This is a genomic window from Streptomyces sp. NPDC014882, assembly GCF_043081325.1.
Lineage (GTDB): Bacteria > Actinomycetota > Actinomycetes > Streptomycetales > Streptomycetaceae > Streptomyces.
This window is the reverse complement of sequence record NZ_JBIBWL010000013.1, coordinates 32,951-51,062: the sequence shown is the minus strand read 5'-3', so window position 1 is coordinate 51,062 and position 18,112 is coordinate 32,951. Positions and strand designations below refer to the sequence as shown.

Sequence of the window (18,112 nt, the reverse complement as noted above, 5' to 3'; positions counted from 1 at the left end):
TCGGTGGCGCTCCGGTGCCCGGTCGTGAAACCGGGCACAGGTGGAGCGTCGCTTGTATCGGTTACGTCCTGGGACCGAAGTCCCGGGGGGTCACGCCTCGGCGGAGGCCTCGGCGGACTCGGACCGCGCGTCGTCCCCGGATCCCTCGGCGTTCACGGCGTCGGAATCCGCGGCGTTCTGCGAGCGGCCCGGGTTGGCCTTCGCCTCGGCCTTGCGGGCCTCCTGGGCCTGACGTGCCTCGGCCATCGCCTCGGTCTTCTTCTTGTGCGGACCGAGAACCATGATCATGTTTCGGCCGTCCTGCTTCGGGTTCGACTCGATGAACCCGAGGTCCTGGACGTCCTCCGCCAGACGCTGCAGCAGCCGGTAGCCCAGCTCGGGCCGGGACTGCTCGCGACCACGGAACATGATCGTGATCTTGACCTTGTCGCCCTGCTTGAGGAACCGGACGACGTGACCCTTCTTGGTGTCATAGTCGTGCGGGTCGATCTTCGGCCGGAGCTTCATCTCCTTGATGACCGTGTGCGCCTGGTTCTTGCGCGCCTCACGGGCCTTCATGGCCGACTCGTACTTGAACTTCCCGTAGTCCATGAGCTTGCAGACCGGCGGGCGGGCGGTTGCCGCGACCTCGACCAGGTCCAGGTCGTACTCCTGCGCAAGCTCCAGTGCCTTCGCGAGCGGCACGATGCCGACCTGCTCACCACTGGGACCGACAAGTCGCACCTCGGGAACGCGAATCCGGTCGTTGATACGGGGCTCGGCGCTGATGGATCCTCCTCGGTAGCACCACACGGCAGTCTGGCGAACGGCCGCGTAACGTCTGTGTTCGTTTGGTTGATAACCACGCCGAAGCACAAAAAATGCCCCGAACGATCACACGCGGGGCTCCAAGCACTACCGGAGCACCGCCGCGAGGACCGCGGGGCGCACTACCGGGCGACTCCATCGTCCGTACGGAACGATGGTGGCCGCCTGACCGGGGTGACCCGCCGCCCCGGAGGGTGGTCGGGTGGGAGTTCGGAGCCTCCACTTGTGGGCCGGATCCGCCTGCTGAGGGGCACGCGTGTCCGACCGGTCGTTACACGAGGTTAGCAGCTCGTTCACGCGTGCGCGAATCCGGTGTCCGCGGCCTCCTGCTGTCAAGGGGGCGTGCGGCGGGCCCTATCGTGTGGGGCATGAGTGAGACCTCCCCCTCGGACAGCCCCGAGCCCTCCGGCACCGCCGGTTTCGACGAGATGACCCGCGACATCGCCGAGGTCCCGGCGGTCGAGGTGATCGTGACGGTCGCCGTCAACCTGATGAGCGCGTCCGCCGTGAAGCTCGGCCTCACCGAGGAGGGCGACAAGTACAAGGACCTGGACGAGGCCCGCAAGCTGATCACCGCCCTCGCCGGCCTGCTGGACGCGAGCACGACCGAGATCAGCTCCTTCCACGCGGCACCGCTGCGCGACGGTCTGAAGTCGCTCCAGCTCGCCTTCCGCGAGGCCTCGATCGTCCCGGACGAGCCGGGCCAGGGCCCTGGCGAGAAGTACACCGGGCCGGTCTACGGCTGAGGTTCGTCAGTCGCGCAGGTAGAAGGGCTCGCCCGGAGGGGTGGTTCCGGCCGGCAGGAGTGCCAGGTCGAGGCCGCGCACCAGGCGGGCCCTCAGTGTCTCGTCGGCGGCGATGCGCTCCGCCACGGCCCGCGCGGCCTCGGCGGGAGCGGCGTCGGGGGCCAGAACGAGGGCGAGGGTGCCGAGGGTGCCGAGGGTGCCGAGGGTGCCGAGGGTGCCGTCGGACCGGCCGGGCACCAGGTGGGCGCGCAGGACGGCCGGTTCGGCGGCCACCGCGGCCCGTACCGCGTCGACGACCGCCGGGTCGGCCAGCGGGTCCGTCGTGGTGCGGCCCTCGGCGAGCGCCAGCAGCGCGGGCCCCGTCAGTTCGAAGGCGACCGGCCCGGCCATGTCGAGGACGACCGTGTCGGCCTTCTCGTGCGCGGCCGCCCGCAGGGCCTGGTGCAGGGGCACGGCGACGGGGCGCGCCTTCGGGTCCCAGCGGGCGAGGGACGCGGTGGAGGTGAAGGCCGGCAGCGCCGTGCGGTCCCCCGCCTTCAGGGTCGGTACGGCCATGTCGCTGGTCTTCTCGCGGCGCAGCCCGTTCTCGTCCTCCTCCACCTCCCCGAGCACGGCGACGACGGGGACGAGCAGCCGGGCGCCCTCGAGCGCCTCCAGTACGGGTCCCACGGCGGTGCGGTCCTCGGCCCAGGCGGCGAGCGCCGCGCTCAGCACGGGGTCGGCGGAGCCGTCGTCGTCGGAGAAACCGGGGTCGGGAATGTTCTTGTTCGCCACGGTCACCGACCCTATCGGGGGGAAACCGCCGGCCTTGCGGGGGGCCGGGAACACGGCGGTGACCGCTTTCACGGGTTTCTCAGAAAACCCTGACACACCTTTGATCCGGGTCTGACGGGGCGCACAGCCGGCGCCTCCAGCATCACGGGCATGCAGTCCTCCAGAGAACCCAGAGAGCGCGGGGCACGCCGCGGCAGCCGCGCTCGTCCGTCCGGGCGCCGTCCCCTCCTCTCCTGCGCGCTCGCCTCCGTGGCCGTGCTCGGCGCCTCGGCGGCCGGGACGGTGTACGTGAAGGCGCGGGCGCACCCGGGTCCCGGCGCCGTATCGTCGACGGCACCGTCGCCCTCGGCGTCGGTGCCGTCGGCGACGAGCGGGGAGGCATCGGTGGAGTCCGTGATCCGGTCCGGGTCCACGCCCGGGTCCACGTCGGGTTCCGGGGCCGGGTCCGGGTCCGTGGTCGACCGCGACGTCCTGCTGGCGGAGGCGATGGCCTCGGTGACCGTGCCGGACGCCGCCGCGGTCTCGGTGGCCGTGCTCGACGTGGAATCCGGGCGGAGCGCCGTCCACGGCACCGGTGCCTTCGACACGGCGAGCATCGTCAAGGTGGACATCCTGGCGGCGCTGCTGCTCCGGGCGCAGGACGCCGGCCGGCGCCTCACGGCCCGGGAGGAGGCGTACGCGACCGCGATGATCGAGCACAGCGACAACGCCTCGGCGACCGCGCTGTGGAACTCCATCGGCGGCGCGGCGGGGCTCGACGCGGCGAACCTGCGGTTCGGACTCACCGGCACCCGGGGCGGTGACGGCGCGCTGTGGGGGCTGACCCGGACCACCGCGGCCGACCAGCTGACGCTGCTGCGGCAGGTCTTCGGCACCGCGTCGGCGCTGGACGAGGCCTCGCGGGCGTACCTCCGGTCGTTGATGGGGCAGATCGCGGCGGACCAGAGCTGGGGGGTCTCGGCCGTCGCCGACGGGTCGGCGTGGGCGCTGAAGAACGGCTGGTTGCCGCGTACGGCGACGGGGCTGTGGGACGTCAACAGCATCGGGCGGGTGACGTCCGGCGGGCGCGACTACCTGGTGGCCGTGCTGTCGGACGGCAACCGGACGCGGGCCGAGGGGATCGCGCTGGTGGAAGCGGCGGCCGGGGCGGCGCTGTCCGCCTTCACGGACGCCTGACGCGAGCGGGCCGGCCCGGTGACCGGGCGGGCGTTGTCCGGGGGGGCCGGGGCCGGCCGGATGGGCGACGCCCGGGGCCGGGCGGGCCAGATGGGCGCGCCCGGGGGCCGAGCGGTCCCGGCCGGCGTCGTCCGGGGGCCGGGGCCGGCCGGAGAGCGGCGTCTACAGGACGTCGTACTGCTGCTGACCGTCCTCGCGGTCGCGGGCGCGGCGGCCCCGCCACAGGATCACCGCGGCCACCAGCAGCACTCCCCCGGTGCCGCCCGCGAGCGGGCCGGCCCAGCCGGAGGCGGCGTCCTCGGCCTTCCGCTCGTCCGGGCCGGGGCCGAAGTACTCCTCGCCGTACGCCGCCGCCCGCAGGCCCTCGGGTTCGAGGCCGGTGGCGGCCTCGATCGCGGCGGCCGGGTCGACGAAGCCGAAGCCGCGGGAGTCGTCGCGGCCGCCGGTGGGGGAGTTGCGGGCGGTGTCCTCCAGCAGCTTCTTGATCTGCGCCGGGGTCAGGTCGGGGTGGGCGGCCTTGACGAGGGCGGCCGCGCCGGAGACGAAGGCCGCCGCGGCGGAGGTTCCCCAGCCCTCGTAGTACTTGTGGTCGGGGTCGGCGATGACGACGTCGACGCCGGGGGCGCTCACCGTGGCGTACCAGCGGCGGGTGGAGAAGGAGGCGCGGGTGCCGTAGCGGTCGACGGCGGTCGCGGCGATGACGCCCGGGTAGGCCGCCGGGTAGGAGATGTGGTCGCCCTTCTCGCCGCCGTTGCCGGCCGAGGCGACGACGACCGAGCCCTTCTTCAGCGCGTACTGGACGGCCTCGTCCTCGGCGGGTTCGGGGTGGGCCGACGCGGAGTCGTCGCCGAGGGAGAGGTTGATGACGTCGGCGCCCTGGTCGGCGGCCCAGCGGATGCCTTCGGCGAGGGCGTTGCCGCGGGTGGTGCGGGCTTTGGCGCGGGACGGGTCGCCGTCCTCCAGGATCACCCGGACGGGCAGGATCTTCGCCTCCGGGGCGATGCCCATGACGCCGTCGCCGTTGCCGTAGCCGTGCCCGTGACCGGCGATGATGCCGGCCATCGCGGTGCCGTGGCGGGCCCAGGCGCGGTCGCCGGGCCCGGCTCCGAAGCCGACCATGTCCCTGCCGGTCAGGACGTTGCCGTCGAGGTCCGGGTGGTCGGCCTCGACGCCGGTGTCCAGGACCGCGACGGTGATGCCCCCGCCCTTGGTGGTCCGCCAGACCTCCTCGGTGCGCAGGGCCTCCAGTGCCCACTGCTTGGCTCGGATGCCGTCCGCGTACGCGGCGGTGGGCGGCACCAGGGCGACCGCGGCGGCCAGCAGGCAGCCCAGCACACCGGCCCGGCGGGCACCGCGCCCGCTCATGACGGCGGCTCCGAGGGCGATACGGCGGTCTTGCGCAGGCCGCGCTCGATGCGGTCGGCGAGCCCCTTCGCCTCGTGGCCCAGGCCCGCCTGGGCCACGGCGGTGGTGGCGCCGGAGGCGGTGGCCTCGACGGCGGACTGCGCGGCGGCGACCGTACGGCCGTCCGCCCAGCCGGAGACGGCGTAGACGACGACGGGGGCGTCGGTGAGGACGGACACCGTCCACGAGGCGCGCTGCGCGTCGCCGAAGGCGGCGGCGAGCGTGCCCTTCGCGGCGTACGGGCGGGGCATGAGGTCGGTCCGGCCGGCCAGTCCCTCCTTGTCGAACCTGGCGTCGAGGGCGCGCATGCCGGCCGCGTCCGCCGTGGTGAACAGCAGGCCCACGGTGGTGACGAAGCTGCGGGTGGCGTCGGTGTAGGTCGCGCGCAGCAGGCGGGTGCAGCCGACCGGGGCGAGGGCCTTTCCGAGCAACGGGTCGAAGGCGCCGGCGCAGCCGCTGTCCGGGGCGACGGCGATCCGCGTCCAGGTGCGGTCGGCGCCGCCGGGGCCGGCGCCCTGTCCGTCCACGGCCGGGGGGAACAGCAGGTCGACGGGCACGTTGTGCCACAGGTCGCCCGCGGTGGCGTAGACGCTCCGCTCCCCCGCGTCCGCGGGGGCGCCGACGAGCCAGCTGCCGGTGACGGCACCGCCGATGAGGCCGAGCCCGAGGACCACGCAGGCCGCGGCCGCGACGGTGTGCCCGCGCAGCCCGCGACGCTCCGCGCGCGGGGCGTCGCCGTACCCCTCCGGGGCGGCGAACCTCACGACGGGCCGCGCGGAGCCGGGTGCTCCGCCCGGCGCCGCCGGAGCGCTCCACGACAAGGCCGGGTCGGGTCCGGCCCCGGCGGCCGGGGACGGGGCGTCGAAGCCGGGGTGGCGCAGCGGCGTCGCGGGACTCCAGGCGGGCGGCGCGTCCGCTTCGGGGTGCCGCCCGGGGAGGGCGGTCGACAGCGCGTCCCGGTGCTGTCCGGGGGCGGGCGCCCAGGAACGCGGGAGGGGGCTCCAGGCGGTGCCGGGGGCGGGAGGGCCGGGGTGGTCGGGGACGGGCTCGCGGGGTGCGGCGGGGGCGCCTTGCGCGTCGCGGGTCTCCCGGCGGGAGAAGCCGGGCGGTGCGGCTTCCGCGCCGGGGGCGGGTGCGGGGGCCGGGGCGGAGGTCCGGTCCGGAGCTGCGGCGCCGGCCGCGCCGTCCCGCGGGCCGGGCCGGGGGGTGGCCCGGGGGGTGGCGGAGCGGTCCTGGCCGGCGGCCTGCGGGGCGGCCGGGCGGGAGCCGTTCGCCGGCGCGGCGTCCGGACGCGGGGGCCGGACGGCGTCCAGTCGTACGGGGCGACGGGCTGCCGGGGCTGCCGGGGCTGCCGGGGCTGCCGGGGCTGCCGGGGCTGCCGGGGCTGCCGGGCGGGAGGTCTCCGGACCGGTGGGGCGGGAAACCTCCGGGCCGGTGGCGCGAGGGGTCTCCGGACCGGTGGCGCGGGTGGGTGCCGGGTGCGGGGAGCGGGTGCCGTCCGGGCGGGCGGGGCGGGGGACGGCGGGACGTGCCGGGTCGGCACCGGCCGATCCCGCGCCGCCGGCACCGTCCGCACCGGCTGCCGGACGGGAACCGCCCCAGCGGGCCGGGGGCGTGACCTGCCGTTCCGCCGGTCCCGCCGGGCGCGGGGGTATGGGGACCGCGCGGCGGCCGCCGTCGGGGGCCGCGGACCGGGGACCGTCCTCCGGCCCGTGCGCTCCGGTCCGGGACGGGCCCTCGTCACTCCTGCCGGTCCCACCGCTCCGGGGCGGACCGTCCGGGAAGCGGGCCGACGCGGGGGGCGGGGGCATGTGGTCCGGGTGCGGGGGCGGCAGGTGCGGGAGGCCCGGCGCGACGGACGGCGGCTTCGGGGCCGGGGCCGTACGGAACGACGGGGACCCCGCGGGCGGCGGTCCGGGTGCCCGGGAGTCCGCGTCGTGGTCGTGGTCCGGGTCCGTGGACGCCGGTGGGTGGGGCGGGCGGGGCGGAGCCGCCGGGGGCGGGGGCGTCGCGGGGCGCGGGGGGACCGAGGCGCGGCGTGCCTCCGTGCTCATGCACCCCCCGTTTCCTCGTGCCCGCGCCGTCGTCGCCTGCGCGGGCCGGTCTCCTCGGCCAGGCGGCCCCGGTGCGGACCCGACGGTCCTTCCTGGGCACGCATACCCGCACGGGAGGACCGGCATCCCGGCACGGGTGACCGGCCGGAGCCCTCCTCCGTGCGTGCGCGTCACTCTACGGCTTGTTCCCGCGCGAACGGGAACCGGTCCGCGCCCCCGGGGGCATCTGCCCGGAACGTCCCCTACCCTGCGGTAACCGGTTCTGGCAGGCTGCGTCCATGACTGCGCGCGCCGCCGACCGGGTCCGGTACGACCGGGCCACCGCCTCTCTCGACGCCCCTCTCGCCGTCGTCGACCTGGAGGCGTTCGACGCCAACGCGGACGACCTGGTGCGCCGGGCGGGCGGGAAGCCGGTCCGGGTCGCCAGCAAGTCCGTCCGCTGCCGGGCCCTGCTGGAACGCGTCCTGGCGAAGGACGGTTTCGCGGGCGTCATGTCCTTCACCCTGGCCGAATCCCTGTGGCTGGCCCGGTCGGGCTTCGACGACGTCCTGCTCGCCTACCCCTCCGCCGACCGCTCCGGCTTCGCGGAACTCGCCGGCGACCCCAAGCTCGCCGCCGCCGTCACGGTGATGGTCGACGACGTCGCCCAGCTCGACCTCATCGACTCCGCGCGCGACGGGGGAGGCGAAGTGGTCCGGGTCTGCCTGGAGTTGGACACCTCACTGAAGCTGCTGGGCGGCCGGGTGCGGGTCGGCGCGCTGCGCTCCCCGCTGCACTCCCCGGCCCAAGTGGCCGACGTGGCACGGGCGGTGGCCCGACGGCCGGGGTTCCGGCTGGTGGGGATCATGGCGTACGAGGGACACATCGCGGGCGTGGGCGACTCGGTGGCCGGGCGGCCCTTCCGGTCACGGGCGGTGCGGCTGATGCAGGCCGCCGCCCGCCGTGAACTCGTCGAGCGGCGCGCCGCGGTGGTGCGTGCGGTGCGGGCCGTGGCGCCGGACCTGGAGTTCGTCAACGGCGGCGGCACGGGCAGTGTGCAGCACACGGCCGCGGAGGACGCGGTCACCGAGATCGCGGCGGGTTCGGGACTGTACGTGCCGCGTCTGTTCGACAACTACACGTCGTTCAGCGGCCGTCCGGCCGCCCTGTTCGCCCAGCCCGTCGTACGGCGGCCGGGGGTCGGCGTCGTCACCGTCCTCGGCGGCGGCTACCCCGCCTCCGGTGTCGCCGGCGGCGACCGGCTGCCGGTGCCGTACCTGCCGGAAGGGCTGCGCTACGACCCGCAGGAGGGACCCGGCGAGGTGCAGACCCCGCTGCTCGGCTCCCCCGCCGACGATCTGCTGATCGGCGACAAGGTGTGGTTCCGGCACGCCAAGGCGGGTGAGCTGTGCGAGCGGTTCGACACCCTGCATCTGATCGAGGGCGACCGGGTGACGGCGACCGTGCCGACGTACCGGGGCGAGGGCCGGACGTTCCTCTGAGCCGCGCGGACGGAGCAGGTCGTGCGGTTCCGGTTCGCCGCGCCGGTCCGGGGGATGCCGGCCGGTGGGCTCGAGGGGTCGCCGGTCGGGAGCCCTCCGCCGCCGGTGCGGCGAGGGCTCCGGGGTGTGCCGGTGGCCGGTCCGGGGCGCCGTCCGCCGGCGCTCCCGGTGGGGAGCGGCCGGGAACGCCGTACCGGCCGGGCGGGGCGTCGTGTTCGTCCCGGCACCGCGGGGAGCGGCCTACAGCGGGGTGACGTACGCCCCGGAGATGCCGCCGTCGACCAGGAAGTCGCTGGCGTTGACGAAGGAGGAGTCGTCGCTGGCCAGGAAGGCGACGGCGGCGGCGATCTCGTCGGCCTCGGCGAACCGCCCGGCCGGGATGTGGACGAGCCGGCGGGCCGCCCGCTCGGGGTCCTTGGCGAACAGTTCCCGGAGCAGCGGGGTGTCGACCGGACCGGGGCAGAGGGCGTTCACGCGGATGCCCTCCCGCGCGAACTGCACGCCCAGTTCCCGGGACATGGCGAGGACGCCGCCCTTGGAGGCCGTGTACGAGATCTGGGAGGTGGCGGCGCCCATCCTCGCCACGAAGGACGCCGTGTTGATGATGGAGCCCCTGCCCTGGCGCCGCATGTAGGGGATGGCGGCCTTGCAGCACAGGTAGACGGAGGTGAGGTTGACCTCCTGGACGCGTTTCCAGGCCTCCAGCCCGGTGTCGAGGATCGAGTCGTCGTCGGGGGGTGAGATCCCGGCGTTGTTGAAGGCGACGTCGACGCTGCCGTAGGTGTCGTACGCCGCCTTGAACAGGGCCTCCACCTGGTCGGGGTCGGTGACGTCGACCTTCACGAAGAGGCCTCCGGCCTCCTCGGCGGCGGCTTCGCCGCGGGTCTCGTCGACGTCGCCGCAGACGACGTGGGCCCCCTCGGAGGCGAGGCGGCGCGCGGCGGCGAGGCCGATCCCGCTGCCTGCCCCGGTGATGACGGCGGTGCGGCCGACGAGCCGGCGGCAGATGATCTCTCTGGTCACTGTGCGGGGCCCTCCGTGCTGATGAAGACGTTCTTGGTCTCGGTGAAGGCGGTCAGGGCGTCCGGGCCGAGTTCGCGGCCGATGCCGGACTGCTTGAAGCCGCCGAACGGCGTCCAGTAGCGGACGCTGGAGTGCGAGTTGACGGACAGGTTCCCGGCGCGCACGGCTCGCGAGACGCGCAGGGCGCGGCCGACGTCGCGGGTCCAGACGGAGCCGGAGAGGCCGTAGTCGGTGGCGTTGGCGAGTTCGACCGCCTCCGCCTCGTCCTCGAAGGGGAGGACGACGGCGACCGGGCCGAAGACCTCCTCGACGGCGACGCGCGCACGGGGGTCGAGGCCGGTCAGGACGGTGGGCGGGAACCAGAAACCGGGGCCGTCGGGGGCCTTGCCGCGGATGCCGGGCAGGCCGTCCGGTACGTACGAACGGACGCGGTCCAGCTGGGCGCGGGAGATCAGCGGGCCCATGTCCGTGGTCTCGTCGGCCGGGTCGCCGACCACGACCGACTCGATCGCGGGGGCGAGGAGGTCCAGGAAGCGGTCGTGGACGGCGCGCTGGACGAGGATGCGGGTGCGGGCGCAGCAGTCCTGTCCGGCGTTGTCGAGGAAGGCCATGGGAGCCGCCGCGGCGGCGGCCTCGACGTCGGCGTCGGCGAAGACGATGTTGGGGCTCTTGCCACCGAGTTCCAGGGTGACGCGCTTGAGCCGCTCGGCGCCCTTCGCCCACACCCGTCTGCCCACGGCCGTGGACCCGGTGAAGACGATCTTCGCCACGCCGGGATGCTCGACCAGGGCGTTGCCCGCGACGGGGCCGCGGCCGGGCAGCACCTGGAGGAGGCCCTCCGGCAGGCCGGCCTCCAGGGCGAGTTCGGCCAGCCGCAGGGCGGTCAGCGGGGTCGTCTCGGCGGGCTTGAGGAGCACCGCGTTGCCCGCGGCTAGCGCGGGGGCGGCGCCCCAGGCCGCGATCGGCATCGGGAAGTTCCACGGCGCGATGACGCCGACGACGCCCAGCGGTTCGAGGATCGTGACGTCGAGGCCGCCCGCGACCGGGATCTGACGTCCCGTGAGCCGTTCCACCCCGCCGGCCGCGTAGTCGAGCAGATCACGGACGTTGCCCGCCTCCCAGCGGGCGTTGCCGACGGTGTGTCCGGCCTCGCGGACCTCCAGTTGCGCGAGTTCCTCGAGGTGCTCGTCGACCCGCGCGGCGAACCGGCGCAGCAGGCGGGCGCGGTCGCCGGGTGCGAGGGCGGCCCAGCGGGACTGGGCCCGGGTGCCGCGCACGACGGCCGCGTGGACGTCGTCCCCGGTGGCGGCGGGGACGGTGGCGACGACCTCCTCGGTGGCCGGATCGATCACCCGTAGCAGGTCCGGAGGGAGGTCGCCGGCCGGGAGCCGGTCGGAGGTGGGCCGGTCCGAGGTGGGCCGGCCGGAAGCGGACCGGTCGGAAGAGGGCTGGTCGGAAGAGGGCCGGTCGGAAGAGGGCTGGTCGGGCAAGGAGGGCCTCACATGCGTTCGAAGGAGCGGCGCAGCTCCCAGTCGGTGACCGCCGCGTCGAAGGCCTCCACCTCGACACGGGCCATGTTGCGGTAGTGCGCGACGACCTCGTCGCCGAAGGCCGCCCGGGCGATGGCGCTGTTCTCCCACAGCTCGGCGGCCTCGCGCAGGGTGGTGGGGACGTGCGCGTAGTCGGCGGTGTAGGCGTTGCCCGTACAGGGCTCGGGCGGTTCCAGCTTCCGCTCGACACCGTGGAGGCCGGCGGCCACCAGTGCGGCGACGGCGAGGTGCGGGTTGACGTCGCCGCCGGGCAGCCGGTTCTCGAAGCGCAGGGAGCGGCCGTGGCCGACGACGCGCAGGGCGCAGGTGCGGTTGTCGTGTCCCCAGGCGACGGCGGTCGGGGCGAAGGAGCCCGGCTGGAACCGCTTGTAGGAGTTGATGTGCGGGGCGTACAGGAGGGAGAAGTCGCGCAGCGCGGCGAGCTGTCCGGCGAGGAAGTGGCGCATGACGTCGGACATCCCGTCCGGCCCGGCCATCGCGTTGGTGCCGTCGGCGTCCGCGAGGGAGAGGTGGATGTGGCAGGAGTTGCCCTCGCGCTCGTCGTACTTGGCCATGAAGGTGAGGGAGACGCCCTCCTGGGAGGCGATCTCCTTGGCGCCGGTCTTGTAGAGGGCGTGCTGGTCGCAGGTGACCAGGGCCTCGTCGTAGCGGAAGACGATCTCGTGCTGGCCGGGGTTGCACTCGCCCTTGGCGGACTCGACGGTGAGACCGGCGCCGGCCATGTCGTTGCGCAGGCGGCGCAGCAGGGGCTCGACGCGGCCGGTGCCGAGGATCGAGTAGTCGACGTTGTACCGGTTGGCCGGGGTGAGTCCCCGGTAACGGGCGTCCCAGGCCTGCTCGTAGGTGTCCTTGAAGACGATGAACTCCAGCTCGGTGCCGACCCGGGCGGTGTAGCCCAGGTCGGCGAGGCGTTCGAGCTGGCGGCGCAGGATCTGCCGGGGGGCGGCGGCCACGGGCGAGCCGTCCTCCCAGGCGAGGTCGGCGAGGAGCATCGCCGTACCGGGGTGCCAGGGCAGGCGGCGCAGGGTGCTCGGGTCGGGACGCATGGCGAAGTCGCCGTAGCCCCGTTCCCACGAGGACATCTCGTAACCGCCGACCGTGTTCATCTCGGCGTCGACGGCGAGGAGGTAGTTGCAGCCCTCGGTGCCGTGTTCGAGGACCTCGTCGAGGAAGAAGCGGGCGGCGAACCGCTTGCCCTGGAGACGCCCCTGCATGTCGGGGAAGGCGAGGACGACGGTGTCGATCTCACCGCCGGCGACGAGGGCGTGCAGTTCCTCGACGCCGAGCGGGGGTGTGCGGTCTGCCACGGGAGGGCCTCCTCAGGCTTCCTCGGCTGTTACGACTGCTGCTGCGGCTGCGGCTGCGGGGGCTGTTGTCACGGCTGCGGGGCGCTGCTGGGGCTGCTGCTGGGGGCTGTGTCGGACGACCGGGAGCCATAAGGTATTGCCGGGAACCTTTACTTGGGAAGGGGGCGCGACGGGATGCCGGCGGACGGCGGGGAAGGACCGGCGGACCGGCTGACGCCGGTGCTCCGGCCGGTGCGGGCCGGGAACGGTTTCGAGGAGGCCCTGCAGCAGGTCCTCCAGGTGGTACGGCTGGGTCTGGTGCCCGCCGGGGAACGGCTCCCGGCCGAACGGGACCTGGCGGAGCGGCTCGGGATCAGCCGGGTGACGCTGCGCGAGGTGCTGAAGGTGCTCCAGGACCAGGGGCTCGTGGAGTCCCGCCGCGGCAGGTACGGCGGGACGTTCGTGCTGCCGCGCACGGACGCGGTCGGCGAGGACGAGCTGCGGCGGCGGATCACCCAGGCCGGCCTGGAGGACGTGCTCCGGTTCCGGGAGGTGCTGGAGGTCGGCGCGGCGGGCCTGTGCGCGGCGCACGGGCTGACGGCGGGGCGGGCCGGACGGTTGCGGACGGCGCTGGCGCGCACCAGGGACGCGCCGCTCGCCGAGTACCGCCGCCACGACACGATGCTGCACCTCACCCTCGCCGAGCTGTGCGGCTCCCCGTCGCTGGCGGCGCAGTACGCGGCGGTCCGGGCCACGCTCAACGACCTGCTGGACTGCATCCCGCTGCTGGTGCGCAACCTGGAGCACTCCCAGCGCCAGCACACGGCGCTGGTGGGGGCGGTGCTCGACGGCGACGCGGACGGGGCCCGGGAGATCATGCGCGAGCACTGCGCCGGGACGGCCGCGCTGCTGCGGGGCTTCCACGCCTGACCCACGGGCGTGTTCAATGGTTCACTTATGGTCCATTCGGTCCGCACGGGGACAGCGACCGTGCGGAGGCAACGGCCGTGCGGAGGCGGTGGCCGACGGCGGGACGGAGGGCGGGGCGTGGCGAACGGGACGGACAGACCGCTGATCGGCGTCAGCACCTATCTGGAGACCGGTACGCGGTGGGGGGTGTGGGAGCTGGAGGCGGTGCTGCTGCCGGCCGGGTATCCGCGGCTCGTGCAGCGGGCGGGCGCGCTGGCGGTGATGCTGCCGCCGGACGCCCCCGAGCACGCGGCGTCCGCCGTGGCCCGGCTGGACGGGCTGGTGATCGCGGGCGGGCCCGACGTGGAGCCCGCGCGCTACGGCGCCGAGCGCGATCCCCGGACGGGTCCGCCGGCGCGGGAGCGGGACGCCTGGGAGCTGGCGTTGATCGGGGCGGCGCTGGGGGCGGGGGTGCCGCTGCTGGGGATCTGCCGGGGGATGCAGTTGCTGAACGTGGCGCTCGGGGGGTCGCTCGTGCAGCACCTGCCCGGGCACGCGGAGGCGCCCGGGGTGTTCGGGCGGCACGCGGTCAAGCCCGTGCCGGGCACCCGGTACGCCGGGCTGGTGCCGGAGGAGACGTCGGTGCCCACCTTCCACCACCAGGCGGTGGAGCGGCTGGGGACGGGACTGGTGGCGTCCGCGTACGCGGAGGACGGGACGGTGGAGGCCGTCGAACTCCCGTCCGCGGGCGGGCGGTGGGTGCTGGGGGTGCAGTGGCATCCGGAGGCGGGGGACGATGTGCGGGTGATGCGGGGGCTGGTGACGGCGGCGGGGTGCGGCGGGGGCTGATGACGGCGGGGTGAGGCGGCGAGGCGGGACAGCCGGGTGCGGCCGCGCGGCAGACCCGCGAAGCCGAGCCGCGCGGCGGACCCGCGGGGTGAGGCGGCCTCGCGGGCCCGCGAGGCGGAACCGCACGGCGGGTGCGACGAGTACGGCGGGTCCAGGCAGGTCTCCGCCCCGCCGCCCCCTCCCGGTCCGCCCCCGGGGGTTGCGCCCCGAGCCCCGCCTCACCCCTGGGCGGGCCCCGTCCCGACCGCCGGACGGGCCGGACGCGCCGGTCCCCACCCGGCCGCGGCCCTGATCACCGACTACCCCCGTGTCGCCCCTGGGCGGGCCCCATCCCGACCGCGGGCGGACCGGGCGGACCGGGCGGACCGGTCCCCGTCCGCCCGCGGCCCTGACCGACCGCTACCCCCGCGTCAGCGACAGCAGGTCCCGGGCCGGGCCCGTGGGGCGGTGGCCCGTGGGCCAGACCGCCCGGAGGTCCCGGGCCAGGCGGACGCCGTCCACCGGGACGGACACCAGGCGCCGCAGGCCCAGCTCCTCCCCCACCACCAGCTCGCTCAGGACCGCCGGGCCCGCGCCGCCGACCGCGGCCGCCTTCACCGCCGTCGTCGAGGACAGCTCGATCAGGGGGCGGGCCAGTCCGCCGAGGGCCGCGTCCAGGACCTGCCGCGTACCGGAGCCCTCCTCCCGCAGGATCAGCGGCGTCGAGGCCAGTTCCGGCGCGGACACCGCCCGCCGGCGCCGCGCCCACGGATGCGCCGGCGCGACGACGACGATCAGCCGGTCGTGGGCGATGACCGTCGAGTCCAGGCCCGCCGGCACGCTGAGCCCCTCGACGAAACCGAGGTCGGCCTCGCCGGACAGCAGGCGTTCCGCCACCGCCGTCGAGTTGCCCGCGAGCAGCGACACCGCCGTGTCCGGGCGCTGCGCGCGCAGCGCGAGGAGCCAGCCGGGCAGCAGGTACTCGGCGATGGTCATGCTCGCCGCGACCCGCAGCCGCGAGTCGCGCCGGTCGCGCAGCGCCTGCGCGCCCGCGTCGAAGGCGGCCGCCGCCTCGACGATCCGCCGCGCCCAGTCGGTGACGAGCGCCCCGGCGTCGGTGAGCCGGGAACCGCGCGGGGAGCGGTCCACGAGGGCCACCCCGAGCTGGCGTTCCATCGTGCGGACGCGGCTGCTCGCGGCCGGCTGGGTGATGCCCAGTTCGCGGGCGGCCGCCCCGAGGCTGCCGAGCCGGGCCACGGCCAGCAGCAGCTCCAGGGCGCCGAGGTCGGGGACCCGGTGCGCGATCGATCCGTCGGGCCGCTCCCCCAAGGGTTCGGGCGCGGGTTCGTGCGTCGTCTCGTCGCCACTCATAAAGCCAGCTTATGCCCCCATAGAGTCATCGTCCCTGGTCGCGGGGGCGTCGGGACGGGACGGTGGGATCATGGTCACCGCAGTCCAGCCCGCCCCCTCCTCCCTGCCCTCCTCCGCCCCCGTCGCGGGCCCCCGGCCGCGCCCGCGTGCCGCCGCCGTCCGCCATCTCGGCCCCCACTGGTACGCCACGGTCATGGGCACCGCCGTGGTGGCGACGGCGGGCGCCGCGCTGCCCGCCCGCCCGCCGGGACTGCGCCCCGCCTGCGCGGCCGTCTGGGCGCTCTCCCTGGTCCTGCTGCCGGCCCTGCTCACCGCCCGGGCCCTGCACTGGCGTCACCACCGCGACCAGGCCCGCGCCCATGTCCTGGACCCGGCGACGGTCCCGTTCTACGGCTGCCTGGCGATGGCGCTGGTCGCGGTCGGCGGCGGGACGCTCTCCGTCGGCCGGGACTGGATCGGCACCGGCGCGGCCGTGGCCCTCGGCGCCGTGCTGTCAGGCGCCGGTACGGCGGTGGGGCTCGCGGCGGCCGTCGCCGTGCCGTACCTGATGGCCGTGCGCCATCGGGTCGGGCCGGAGCAGGCCACCCCGGTGTGGCTGCTGCCGCTCGTCGCGCCGATGGTGCCGGCGGCGACGGGGCCGCGCCTGGTGCCGTACCTGCCGGCCGGGCAGGCCCGCGAGACGCTGCTGTTCGCGTGCTTCGCGCTGTTCGGGCTGAGTCTGCTCGCCACGCTGGTGATGCTGCCGCTGGTCTTCGCCCGGCTGGTCACGGGCGGGCCGCTGCCGCTCGCCCTGACGCCGACCCTGTTCCTGGTCCTGGGGCCGCTCGGGCAGTCGACGACGGCCGTCGGGGCGTTCGCGGAGGCCGCGCCCTCGGTGGCCCCGGCCGCGGACGGCCGGGCTCTCGCGGTCCTCGCCGTCCTGTACGGGGTGCCCGTCATGGGGTTCGCACTGCTGTGGCTGTGCCTGGCCGGCGCCCTCGTGGTGCGGGCCCGCCGGCGCGGAATGGGCTTCGCGATGACGTGGTGGGCGTTCACCTTCCCGGTCGGCACCTGTGTGACCGGCGCCGCGGCGCTGGCCCGGCACACCGGGCTGGTCGCGTACGGGGCGCTGGCCGCCGGTCTGTACGCCGTGCTCGTGACCGCCTGGGTCGTCGTCACCGCGCACACCGTGCGGGGGCTGGTCAGCGGCCGGCTGCTCGCAGCGCCCCGGCCAGCACGCGGGGGGCCTCGGCGAGCGACGGGCCGTACCACGTCAGGTGCCGTCCGCTGACGAGGGCGCACGGCAGGCCGGGGAACGCCTCCGGGCCGTCGCCGGCGGTGAAGCGGTAGGGCTCGTCGGGGAGGACGACCAGGTCCGGGGCGGCCGCCCGCAGTTCCCGGGCCGTGACCTTCGGATAGCGGTCCGGGTGGGCCGTGTACAGGTGGTCCACCCCGAGGCGGGCGAGGACGTCCCCGGCGAAGGTGTCGCGGCCCAGGACCATCCACGGCCGCCGCCAGACGGGCACGACGGCCGTGCGGCGCCGGCCGGGCGGTCGCGGAGCGCTCCAGGCCTCCTCGGCCTCGTCCAGCCAGCGGGGGCGCGAGCGGGCCCCGCAGGCCGCCAGCACGCGGGCCAGCTCGCGGAAGGCCTGCGGCACGTTGCGGACCTCGGTGACCAGGACCTCGATGCCGGCGTCCCGGAGGGCGGCGAGGTCCGGCTCGCGGTTCTCCTCCTCGTTGGCGATCACGAGATCGGGCGCGAGCGCGGCGATCCGGTCGGTCGCGGGGTTCTTGGTGCCGCCCACCCGGACGACGTCGAGGCCCGCCGGGTGGGTGCACCAGTCGGTGGCACCGGCCAGGACGCCGGGCAGGGTGACGGCCACCGCCTCCGTGAGCGAGGGCACCAGGGAGACGGCCCGCACTACCGCTTGCGGTCCCGGACCGCCTCGATGTGCTCCGCCACGGCGACGACCACGACCCGGGTGTCCGGCACGGTCGCGCGCCAGCGGTGCCGGACCCCGCCGGTGAGGTACAGGGTGTCGCCGCGGCCGAGACGGTAGGCCCGGCCCTCGGCCTCGATCTCCACCGCGCCGTCGGCGACGTACATCAACTGGTCGTTGCGGTACTGGAACTCGCGGCCGGCCTCGTGGTCGCCGGTGAACTCCGAGGCGTGCATCTGGTGGTGGCCACGGACCAGCGACCGGGAGCGCGGACCGGGTTCGGGTCCGGTGGTCTCGGCGCGCACGACGTCGACGCTGCACGCCGGGTCGGCGGCGGCGAGGAGTTCGACGGCCGTGGTGCGCAGGGCGTCGGCGACCTTCTCCAGGGAACCGGTGCTGGGCCGCGCCCGGTCGTTCTCGATCTGGCTCAGGAACGGGACCGACAACCCGCTGCGCTCGGCCACGACGGCGAGCGTGAGGTCCAGGGACCGGCGCCGCCGCCGGACGGCCGCGCCCACCCGGAGCGGCTGTTCTTTGTGGTCGCCCATCGCTTCGGCTCCCTCCTCCGCTCGTCGGTCCGCATGCCGGGTGCCCCGTCGCGGGCGCACGGCGTCTGATGGAGTTCTCTTGCACCCTACGCATGTTCGGCAAACCGTTTCACGGGCCCGTCACATCGAGGACGTCCGGCGTCACACGGGACGTCACGATTCGCGCCGGCCGATCGTCCGCGGGCGGGGGCGTTTCCCCCTCGTCCTCCGGTTCAATGCCCGGCGGCCTCCCGGTG

Annotated in this window: 16 protein-coding genes; 6 read left to right on the top strand and 10 right to left on the bottom strand. The window is 75.5% G+C overall.

The window, feature by feature from the left end:
• Positions 1 to 90 precede the first annotated feature (90 nt).
• A complete protein-coding gene (gene infC / locus ACF09K_RS26130; protein ID WP_392247240.1) occupies positions 91 to 792 on the bottom strand; it encodes a translation initiation factor IF-3 in 702 nt (233 codons plus the stop codon).
• A 383-nt stretch (positions 793 to 1,175) separates the two neighbouring features.
• On the opposite strand from infC, the gene ACF09K_RS26125 reads away from it, so the two are divergent.
• Positions 1,176 to 1,553 carry a DUF1844 domain-containing protein gene (locus ACF09K_RS26125; RefSeq protein WP_392247238.1) on the top strand — a complete coding sequence of 126 codons (378 nt, stop codon included), beginning with the start codon at positions 1,176 to 1,178 and terminating at the stop codon, positions 1,551 to 1,553.
• Between the two features lie 6 nt (positions 1,554 to 1,559).
• Here the strand turns inward: ACF09K_RS26125 and ACF09K_RS26120 are convergent, their stop codons facing one another.
• Positions 1,560 to 2,327, bottom strand: coding sequence for an SseB family protein (locus ACF09K_RS26120; RefSeq protein ID WP_392247236.1), 768 nt, complete (start codon positions 2,325 to 2,327; stop codon positions 1,560 to 1,562).
• Positions 2,328 to 2,477: 150 nt separating this feature from the next.
• On the opposite strand from ACF09K_RS26120, the gene ACF09K_RS26115 reads away from it, so the two are divergent.
• The gene (locus ACF09K_RS26115) at positions 2,478 to 3,503 is read left to right on the top strand and encodes a serine hydrolase (RefSeq protein WP_392247233.1); all 1,026 of its coding nucleotides are present in this window, start codon (positions 2,478 to 2,480) and stop codon (positions 3,501 to 3,503) included.
• Positions 3,504 to 3,665: 162 nt separating this feature from the next.
• On the opposite strand, the gene mycP is transcribed toward ACF09K_RS26115, so the two are convergent.
• Both mycP and ACF09K_RS26105 read right to left on the bottom strand, forming a co-directional pair.
• The gene (gene mycP / locus ACF09K_RS26110; protein ID WP_392247231.1) at positions 3,666 to 4,868 is read right to left on the bottom strand and encodes a type VII secretion-associated serine protease mycosin; all 1,203 of its coding nucleotides are present in this window, start codon (positions 4,866 to 4,868) and stop codon (positions 3,666 to 3,668) included.
• Positions 4,865 to 5,671 carry a hypothetical protein gene (locus ACF09K_RS26105; protein WP_392247229.1) on the bottom strand — a complete coding sequence of 269 codons (807 nt, stop codon included), beginning with the start codon at positions 5,669 to 5,671 and terminating at the stop codon, positions 4,865 to 4,867. The genes mycP and ACF09K_RS26105 overlap by 4 nt, the downstream gene beginning before the upstream one ends.
• A gap of 1,568 nt (positions 5,672 to 7,239) precedes the next feature.
• Between ACF09K_RS26105 and ACF09K_RS26100 the strand changes: the two genes are divergently transcribed.
• Complete coding sequence (locus ACF09K_RS26100) at positions 7,240 to 8,442, top strand: amino acid deaminase/aldolase (RefSeq protein WP_392247227.1); 1,203 nt, start codon at positions 7,240 to 7,242, stop codon at positions 8,440 to 8,442.
• 240 nt (positions 8,443 to 8,682) lie between these two features.
• Here ACF09K_RS26100 and ACF09K_RS26095 read toward each other — a convergent pair whose 3' ends face one another.
• From ACF09K_RS26095 to ACF09K_RS26085, 3 genes are all read right to left on the bottom strand, one after another.
• Positions 8,683 to 9,465 carry a 3-oxoacyl-ACP reductase gene (locus ACF09K_RS26095; RefSeq protein WP_392247225.1) on the bottom strand — a complete coding sequence of 261 codons (783 nt, stop codon included), beginning with the start codon at positions 9,463 to 9,465 and terminating at the stop codon, positions 8,683 to 8,685.
• Positions 9,462 to 10,817 (bottom strand): aldehyde dehydrogenase family protein, encoded by a 1,356-nt coding sequence (locus tag ACF09K_RS26090; protein ID WP_392247223.1) that lies wholly within the window; start codon positions 10,815 to 10,817, stop codon positions 9,462 to 9,464. The genes ACF09K_RS26095 and ACF09K_RS26090 overlap by 4 nt, the downstream gene beginning before the upstream one ends.
• Positions 10,818 to 10,963: 146 nt before the next feature.
• Positions 10,964 to 12,322 (bottom strand): glutamine synthetase family protein, encoded by a 1,359-nt coding sequence (locus ACF09K_RS26085; protein ID WP_392247221.1) that lies wholly within the window; start codon positions 12,320 to 12,322, stop codon positions 10,964 to 10,966.
• A 174-nt stretch (positions 12,323 to 12,496) separates the two neighbouring features.
• Here ACF09K_RS26085 and ACF09K_RS26080 point away from each other — a divergent pair, with 174 nt between their 5' ends.
• Together ACF09K_RS26080 and ACF09K_RS26075 are read left to right on the top strand one after the other, a co-directional pair.
• Positions 12,497 to 13,231, top strand: a complete 735-nt coding sequence (locus ACF09K_RS26080; protein ID WP_392247219.1) for a FadR/GntR family transcriptional regulator — start codon at positions 12,497 to 12,499, stop codon at positions 13,229 to 13,231.
• A 117-nt stretch (positions 13,232 to 13,348) separates the two neighbouring features.
• Positions 13,349 to 14,059 carry a gamma-glutamyl-gamma-aminobutyrate hydrolase family protein gene (locus ACF09K_RS26075; RefSeq protein WP_392247217.1) on the top strand — a complete coding sequence of 237 codons (711 nt, stop codon included), beginning with the start codon at positions 13,349 to 13,351 and terminating at the stop codon, positions 14,057 to 14,059.
• Between the two features lie 399 nt (positions 14,060 to 14,458).
• On the opposite strand, the gene ACF09K_RS26070 is transcribed toward ACF09K_RS26075, so the two are convergent.
• The gene (locus ACF09K_RS26070) at positions 14,459 to 15,409 is read right to left on the bottom strand and encodes a LysR family transcriptional regulator (protein ID WP_392247215.1); all 951 of its coding nucleotides are present in this window, start codon (positions 15,407 to 15,409) and stop codon (positions 14,459 to 14,461) included.
• A gap of 70 nt (positions 15,410 to 15,479) precedes the next feature.
• Between ACF09K_RS26070 and ACF09K_RS26065 the strand changes: the two genes are divergently transcribed.
• A complete protein-coding gene (locus ACF09K_RS26065; RefSeq protein ID WP_392247213.1) occupies positions 15,480 to 16,679 on the top strand; it encodes a TDT family transporter in 1,200 nt (399 codons plus the stop codon).
• On the opposite strand, the gene ACF09K_RS26060 is transcribed toward ACF09K_RS26065, so the two are convergent.
• Together ACF09K_RS26060 and ACF09K_RS26055 are read right to left on the bottom strand one after the other, a co-directional pair.
• On the bottom strand, positions 16,591 to 17,310 hold the full coding sequence (locus ACF09K_RS26060) for a helical backbone metal receptor (RefSeq protein WP_392247211.1): 720 nt from the start codon (positions 17,308 to 17,310) through the stop codon (positions 16,591 to 16,593). The two genes, ACF09K_RS26065 and ACF09K_RS26060, sit on opposite strands and share 89 nt — an antisense overlap.
• Positions 17,310 to 17,876 carry a helix-turn-helix domain-containing protein gene (locus ACF09K_RS26055; RefSeq protein WP_392247209.1) on the bottom strand — a complete coding sequence of 189 codons (567 nt, stop codon included), beginning with the start codon at positions 17,874 to 17,876 and terminating at the stop codon, positions 17,310 to 17,312. The genes ACF09K_RS26060 and ACF09K_RS26055 overlap by 1 nt, the downstream gene beginning before the upstream one ends.
• Positions 17,877 to 18,112: the final 236 nt, after the last annotated feature.